The sequence below is a fragment of the Mycoplasmopsis primatum ATCC 25948 genome (assembly GCF_000702785.1).
In the GTDB taxonomy this organism is placed as follows: Bacteria; Bacillota_I; Bacilli_A; order Mycoplasmatales; family Metamycoplasmataceae; genus Mycoplasmopsis; species Mycoplasmopsis primatum.
Window position 1 is genome coordinate 1 of the sequence record NZ_JNJV01000034.1, and the last position, 7,543, is coordinate 7,543.

Here is a 7,543-nt window from a genome sequence, read left to right on the forward strand (position 1 = left end):
TTACAAAATTTAATCAAAATTCTTTTGAATTTTCTAGCAGAAATATTATTTGCATTTGTAGAAATATTACATTTTTCAAGAATGCTTTCTCAGTCTCTTTCCAAAATAGCATAATGCACATGATCAGTAATATACTTGTTTCTTTTTAGGTTGAGTTTCTTAAATCCTATACAAAAATCAATTTTAGATATCTTATACACATTCATATATAATTTATTCGCCTTTCTGTTTTGGATACTTAAATTTTATATAAAAAGGCAGCAAAAATGCATCTAGATTTTTCTCTAGGTGCATTTTACTTTTGGAATGAATATCAAAAAACTTTTTATCTGTTGGTTTATCAAAATTTCAAAAATATTCATCAACTTGTGATTGTGATCACGTTCACTTACTTTTAAAAGAACCAACATCAATTTGAAAATCTCTAAAATGAAAATCATTAAGAACATACCCTTTCTCATATCAATATTTATAAAAGGTGCTTCAATTAAACTTACTAAAATCATAATTAGGGGAATGTGGGTCATCTTTTCATTCAAATCATTTAGACTTTTCAACCGTCTTACTATAATCTCAATTAAATTGAATATAAAATTTTGGATCTTTAATTTTTCTATTTTTTATATTTTTAACATAATCATTTCATTTATTTTTTTGTTCTTGACTCAAAAAAAGTTTTTGCCCATTATTAAAAAGAAAATAGCCATCAGCAACTATTTTTTCTAAAACTTGTAATGAAACTCCTAACCTTAAAGTCTTAGAATTTGAACTAAATATATCTTGTCAATATAAAAGAAAATGACCGTAATAATTAGTATCTAAATTTAAATTAAAATCGTGAAAAATTCTTTCAGCATTAACATTTTTTTCAAACGTATAACTTTCTTTATAATTGCTATATTTAGTTTTAACAATATCTTCATCAAACGGCTCAAAAACAGGATCCGTCGAAGCAGACACAAAAAGAAGTGGCACACTTATAGCAGAAGCACCAACACCAAAACTTAAAAGCAACTTTCTACTCTTTTTCATCATCAACACCTCCATTTTCTAAATCATACATCTCATCAAAGTCCGTTTCATTCTCATAGTTATAACTATTAAAAATCTTTTCTCTTTTTTTAACTTTTTCAACTCACTTATTTTTCTTCCCTAAATTTTCTGCATTTTCTAACTGCAACAATTCCCGTAAATTCTTAAAATATGGTCCTTCTGCCAATAAATCACTCGAAGGGTTCTCTAAATCTTTTTTAGTTATTTTAGAATTAGAGAATAAAGCATTTAGCAAAATATCAAGTTTCTTATTAATTAAACTATTCTCCGCTCTCACATTTAGTATATGGTCGATAATATACATACTAAACGGAGTTAAACGTGAGAAAAACGCTTTATGAAAAGAATATTCCATATCAGTTTTCAACGACTTAAAAACTTTCTTTTTATCTCTTTCATCTAAAAAATCAACAATTATTCTTTCTAATACAGCCGACAAACTTTCGCCATTTCTTAATACTTCATTTTGAAACCTTTTAAATCTCAAAAGAGTATTAGCATCATACAATCTAAATAAAAATTTATTATTTATCTTATCACTCATAATCACCACCTTTTAATCTATTCCTTATAAACAAAATAATTTTCTTTTTCAAAGTCATTATAGTAAATGCTTCCTTTAATTTTTGAATACAAATGCAAACTAAAAATTAAATTCCCGCGATTGCTATCAAGTAAATAAGACGTTTGACTCTTATTTAAACCACCAGCATATTTAAACATTTCAACGACGGCTTCAAGGTCTTTACTTTTAAGCCCGAAAAACTTCGCATACTGGCAATTTTGAAGTATTGCTTGCGCTTTTGAAGTGACATTTAAACTCCCCAAAAAGTCGCTTGGGTTCTGCGTACAAAGTATCATTCCCGCATTAAATTTTCTAACCGTCTTAGTCATTAAATACACAAAATTAAGCGTCGTCATATTAGAAGGATCAATATAAATATGCAACTCATCAATCACAATTACCGTATTAGAATTTTTATCTAATAGATAGTTATTAAAGACTTTATTTTGAATAAATGAAAGCAAAATATATAAACCAACTTTTGACGAATTGCTATCATCGTTTGCTAATTTTTGAGTATTAAAGATAATGAAATCATTATCTAAGTTAATGTTAGTTTCGCCATTATAAAGGGCTTCATACTTACCATTATGCTCAAACAAATACTCCAACGTCTCCGCCACCATCGCAACCATATTTTCTTTTCTGGCTCTTTCAAAATCATCAACAAATTTATACTTCTTAATTTTCTTTATTAAATCGCTCATAATTGGAAACTTCTTTTTCTTTAAATCGTCCGCATTTTTAAGTTTATAAAAGCCCAAGTCTCTATATAAATCAATCACACAACGCATTATAAAGATTAAATGTTCCGTTGAAAACTCAGGGTTCACCAATTTAAAGAATTGTTCCAATCATTCAATATGCTTATTAATAACTAAATTAACCGAATAATCGTCATTTTCATCATTTAACAAAATTTGAATTTCAAGCGGGTTTATAACCGTTTTATAACCAGCGCCAAGGTCAATAGTCGAAGCCCCAAAAGCACGCCCAACGTCCCCATATTCATTTTGCACGTCAATAACATACACCTTATTATTTTCTGCTAAATGACCGACAATCGCTTTTTTCACGTCCGTCGACTTCCCTTTACCAGACGAACCAACGGTGAACATATTAAAATTAGTTCTTTTTTGAGACTTCTTAAATTGATTGAAAATAATCGGTTCAGTTGTCGCTGCAGTTTCACCTAATAAGAAAGTATTCCCATCATTATTAGTTTCATTATCAAAGTTTCAACCATATGCTATATTTTCGCTCGACATTTGAACGTCTTCATTTAAGTTATTAGTTGTAATTAAACAAATTTGCGAATACGCTTCAAATTGTTTAAAAGGTAAGGGGTTCAACACCAACTTATCTCTTTTACATTCATAAGCAATTTTATTTTCAATCTTTTTAAGTTCCTTTAAACTCTCCGCTTTATTAATCACTAATAGTGAACTACTAAACAATAAATTCCCATTAACTTGCAATTGATTTTCTAAATACTCTAATGCTTCTAACTGTAAGTTAGACGACTTTTTACCATATTGACTTTTTGTCATCCCCGCATTATCAGTAATCTTTTTAGCCGTTTTATCTAATAACAACGCTTGAAAGTCTTCCGTTCAAGGACTTAATTGCCATACCACTCTACTATCATTATTAAAGAAACTATAAGTTCAATTCTCCACTAAATTAAGTGGTAAATCACTAATAGTTTGTATTGAATAATACATTCCATCTTTAATAAAATATTTCGCTTTAAAAACAATTTCATCATTAGCCAATAAATCATCAAGTTTAAGCACTTTTTCTTTTTCAGGCTCTTTTACTTCTCCCTTATCTTTTTCACCTTCAACAGCTGCAGGAACAGGAGCCGACTTTTTAAATTTTCATTTTTTAATTTTTTCAAATAAACCCTTAAAAAAGTTTTTAATTGTTAAAATTAAATCATTTTTCTCCACTATATCATCGTCATTATTATGGCGTCTTAAAGTATTATCATAACTATTTTTTATGAAAGTATCAACTTCATCAGCATCTAATACTTTATCATTTAAAGCCCCTAAAAATTCTATTAATTGCCGACCTTCCACTATATCAGCATCAAGCCCCAAATTGCGCATACTATCAAGGAACATATAAATATTCTTATTAAGATTATTAGTATTTTTAGCATAAAGAACGACATAGTAAGTGTCAATCAACAAATGATTATCTAATAAATCAAAGTCCTTAATTCTACTTTCATAATAATTTAAATAGTTATCTCTAACTTCTAAATCAGCGTCAGTTTCATCAAGTCTCGCCATCTTTCTTTCCATATGAGTTTTTACACTATTAAAATTAGAAGTATAGTCCATTAACTCTTTTAATCTTACAATCGATAAATGCACTTCGACACCATCTAATACATCATTTCATCTTTTAATAAAAGCGTCCTTATCATCATTATTTTCACCCCAAGGACTCTTCCCTAAAAATTTAATCACACTAAAATACTTAAAACCCGCTTTTAATCTTTTAGTTTTAATTATCTTATCATCTATTAATTCACTATAAGGAATTAATAACTTCGTATTATTCGCAGCACTATCCTTCTTATACTTCTTAATTCTAAAAAGGAACTTAATCATTCTAAAAAATAGAACATATAACCTACAATTATATTTACTACTTTTTATTAACACCGTCGACAAGAAACCAAAAGTAATAAGCGAAATAATAAAATTCCCTATTTTACCAGCAATCGACGGGATCAACAAGTTCCCAATTGAGAACGCCAGCAAAATATTAATCATAATAATTCCAAAATCAAAATAAGTGAAGTCTTTAAAAACCTTCCCCTTTTGTTTTTTAATATTTTTTGGCTGCAACATTTTTTATTTCTCCTTCTTTTTCATTTCTTTATTTCTTTTTATCAAAAAGATCATTTACAAAGGCTATATTTTCTTTTGTTTTTGAATCTCTTTTAGCATTAAACTGATGAAGCATTTCCTTCTTATCTTTATCTAATACTTGACGTCCTACTTTATTCTTTACTTTATCATCAATGTATTTAGTAAGGTCACTATGTTTTTTCTTAATCTTGTTATAGTATGCTTTATTATCTTTATTAATACCCATACGTTCAATGCTTGCTATTTCTTTACCAAGAGCATTTTCTTTCTTAATTAATGAATTATCACTTGCGCTTAGATCGCTCATATCAAGTGATGACTCACCACTTTTAATTTTTTTAGCAGTGTCTTCATTAAATGTATTCCATTCTGCTTTTGAAGCAGTTATATTTTCTGCATTCTTACTAAACATTTCATTAACACCAGAAAGACCACTTTGATATTCCTCTTTTGAAATTTTGCCACTCTTATATAAATCTTTCAAGTTCTTTTTAGCACCTAATTTTTGACCCAAATTAGTTTTCTTAAACTTATCTTTCATTTTGCCTGCTAATTTTGTAGCACCAGTCATTTTCGAACCTGCTTTTAACATCTTTTTAGCAACTGCACCAGCCGCAAAAACACCAGCACCAAGTGAAGCAATCGCTTTTACATTCGACACCCCATTAGACAACGTTTCTTTAATAGAAGCACCTTCTCCCACAAACGAAACAATTAAACTATTCATAGAAGTAGCAGCCATCGCACCACCTATCACAACAATAATAGATAATGCCAATCTAAGCAAGAAATGACCGTCTATACCCATTGCTCAATTCAAAGCACTCGTTAAGAACAAAGTGAGAACTTGTATTGAAAGCAAGAACCCAAAAATGACGATGGACTTCGTCACATACATCTCCTGCCATTTTTTCATTCTCGCCCCGTTATCATTAACACTACTTGCCCCCACAAATGGTGCAATAATGAATAAAAAGAATTGCTCAAATATTTTTTGAATTAAGACCATAAGACCTAAAACTAATGGAACAAGCGTTCCAATTGACGAAGCAACACCAATAATCACAAATAGTGACCCGTCACCAAAATTAAGAAACATTCTTAAATATGTTTGTTTATCTATTATGAAATTATTATCTGCTACAGCTTCATACTCAGCCCTTGTAAAGTTTGGGAACCTTTCTGGCGAGTATCAAGCCATAAAGAGCGTTTTTTCAACACTCATTCCAGCAGATGAAAATATTAAATTAAACATCATACTTACAATTAAATTAAGAGCATACAAAATTAAAGGAAGTGCCACAATTCAAGCCGTTCCTGTTAAACTATTCCGTAGTGCTATCTTAACCGGACTTTCTTCATTTTGTTTTTGAAAACCCATTTTAATACCCGAAATAAGAAATAATAAAACGAATATAATCATTGAAATAATTGCTAACCGTATAAACATATCAGGTAAATTTATACTTTTAAAATCACCTGCATTTCTTATTCCAAAATATAAATATTGTGGTAAATCAATTGCTAACAATTGATAAATTTTAACAACATATTTTATTAAAAGTAAGGGAAATCAAACAAAGCCATAATAAAACAAAGCAAAAACAGCATAGCAAATCGAATTTATTGCATTTTCAATCATCGCCCCTCCTTTTTATCTATCTACCATATTTTTAATTAGCAGGTGTAGGTGGATGGGCTGCTAATGTCGTTTGAATAATTGATGTAATAACATTTGAAACTGCTATTAACACAATAACCGCAATTAAGAAAATTCCCATTCACTTAACTTTTTGTAATTGTGCCCGTCTTTCTTCTTCACTTTCAGCCTTCCCCGCTTTAAAGAAAGCAATCGCTAAAATAATAACAACCGCAAGCGCTAAAATACCAGCCACTGAACCAAGCACAATATTAATATAAGTTTGAACTGTTTTAGTAAGTTCTGTAAAACCACCTTTAACTTCTGTTTCACCACTACTTCCACCTTCAGCCATCAATCTAAAAAGCGGTAAATCTTTTAAATTTTTCATTTTCTCTCCTTCTATTTAAATACATAACTTTTTACATCTTTAAACTTTTCTTACTTTTTTGTTTTTGAATTTTTAAACTATCACAATCAGCAAAAGCATCATCACCTATTTTTACGCCATCAGGAATATTAATTTCTTTTAATTTTTTATTTATATCTTTTGTTTCAATTCCTAATCAACCATTAAATTTCGTAATCTCTTTTGATATGTTTAAGCAATTAAACTCTTCCAATTTAGTTAATGTTTCATTATTTAAATCATTAATAAAGTTATTTTTTATACTTAAAATATCATCTTTATTCAGTGATAGTTCCTTTAAAATATCACTTTCAACTGCGTCTCAAATAAAGGTGATATTTTCAACATCTGGTTGAATTAAATAATCATCATATTCGCCAAACTCATTATTAAATTTAACAATTGTCTCTTTCTCAGGCAAATCACCATAAATAACTTCTTCTAATAATGGTTCGACAAATACTTTTTTATTTCCTTTATTAAAAACTTCATCATCTAAAAAATCATTATTTCATTGTTCTCTTAGACTTTCACCACTAATTTTTTTAGCATCAACATAATTTTGAATGTTTTTATTTAAAAAATAAAAAACACTAAACTCTTCTTGTTCTAATAAATCAGTATCAACTTTTTTTAGTTTATTAGTTGGAATAACATATGCTTTAATTAAATTTTCATTTTTTAATCTATCATAGTTATATCTCTGTGAAAAATAAAATTTCCCCATAACTTACTCCTTTTATTCTTTAAATACATAACTTTTTACATCTTCATTTTTGAAGTCTTTTTCATTTTCTTTTTAGTTAAATTCATTTCATTAGTTTCTAAAATCTGACATCCAAAAATATCATAATCTTTAATTATTTTTGTATCTGCTGGTATTGAAACTTCTTTTAAATTTTTACAACCATAAAAAGCATATTCACCAATTTCTTTAAGACTATCAGGGAGTTTAATGCTTTCTAAATTTTTACAACCATAAAAAGCAT

The 7,543-nt window shown here is 28.5% G+C and carries 7 protein-coding genes and 1 pseudogene; all 8 read right to left on the minus strand.

Translation table 4 applies throughout. The annotated features are described in order from the left end of the window. Window positions 1–206 (minus strand): annotated as a pseudogene (locus T386_RS04345) (hypothetical protein); the annotation flags it as partial. A 7-nt stretch (window positions 207–213) separates the two neighbouring features. Next, window positions 214–1,032, minus strand: coding sequence for a hypothetical protein (locus T386_RS0103610; RefSeq protein ID WP_156935946.1), 819 nt, complete (start codon window positions 1,030–1,032; stop codon window positions 214–216). Then, window positions 1,019–1,597, minus strand: a complete 579-nt coding sequence (locus T386_RS04350; RefSeq protein WP_051622802.1) for an Mbov_0398 family ICE element protein — start codon at window positions 1,595–1,597, stop codon at window positions 1,019–1,021. The genes T386_RS0103610 and T386_RS04350 overlap by 14 nt, the downstream gene beginning before the upstream one ends. A gap of 17 nt (window positions 1,598–1,614) precedes the next feature. Beyond that, window positions 1,615–4,485, minus strand: a complete 2,871-nt coding sequence (locus tag T386_RS0103620) for an Mbov_0397 family ICE element conjugal transfer ATPase (protein ID WP_029513775.1) — start codon at window positions 4,483–4,485, stop codon at window positions 1,615–1,617. A 28-nt stretch (window positions 4,486–4,513) separates the two neighbouring features. Beyond that, on the minus strand, window positions 4,514–6,148 hold the full coding sequence (locus tag T386_RS0103625) for an Mbov_0396 family ICE element transmembrane protein (RefSeq protein ID WP_029513776.1): 1,635 nt from the start codon (window positions 6,146–6,148) through the stop codon (window positions 4,514–4,516). 31 nt (window positions 6,149–6,179) lie between these two features. After that, window positions 6,180–6,536, minus strand: a complete 357-nt coding sequence (locus T386_RS0103630; protein ID WP_235732240.1) for an Mbov_0395 family pilin-like conjugal transfer protein — start codon at window positions 6,534–6,536, stop codon at window positions 6,180–6,182. A gap of 31 nt (window positions 6,537–6,567) precedes the next feature. Further along, on the minus strand, window positions 6,568–7,281 hold the full coding sequence (locus T386_RS0103635; protein WP_029513778.1) for a hypothetical protein: 714 nt from the start codon (window positions 7,279–7,281) through the stop codon (window positions 6,568–6,570). Between the two features lie 35 nt (window positions 7,282–7,316). Next, window positions 7,317–7,543: leucine-rich repeat protein (locus tag T386_RS0103640; protein WP_029513779.1), on the minus strand; the 227-nt coding region annotated here is incomplete at its 5' end.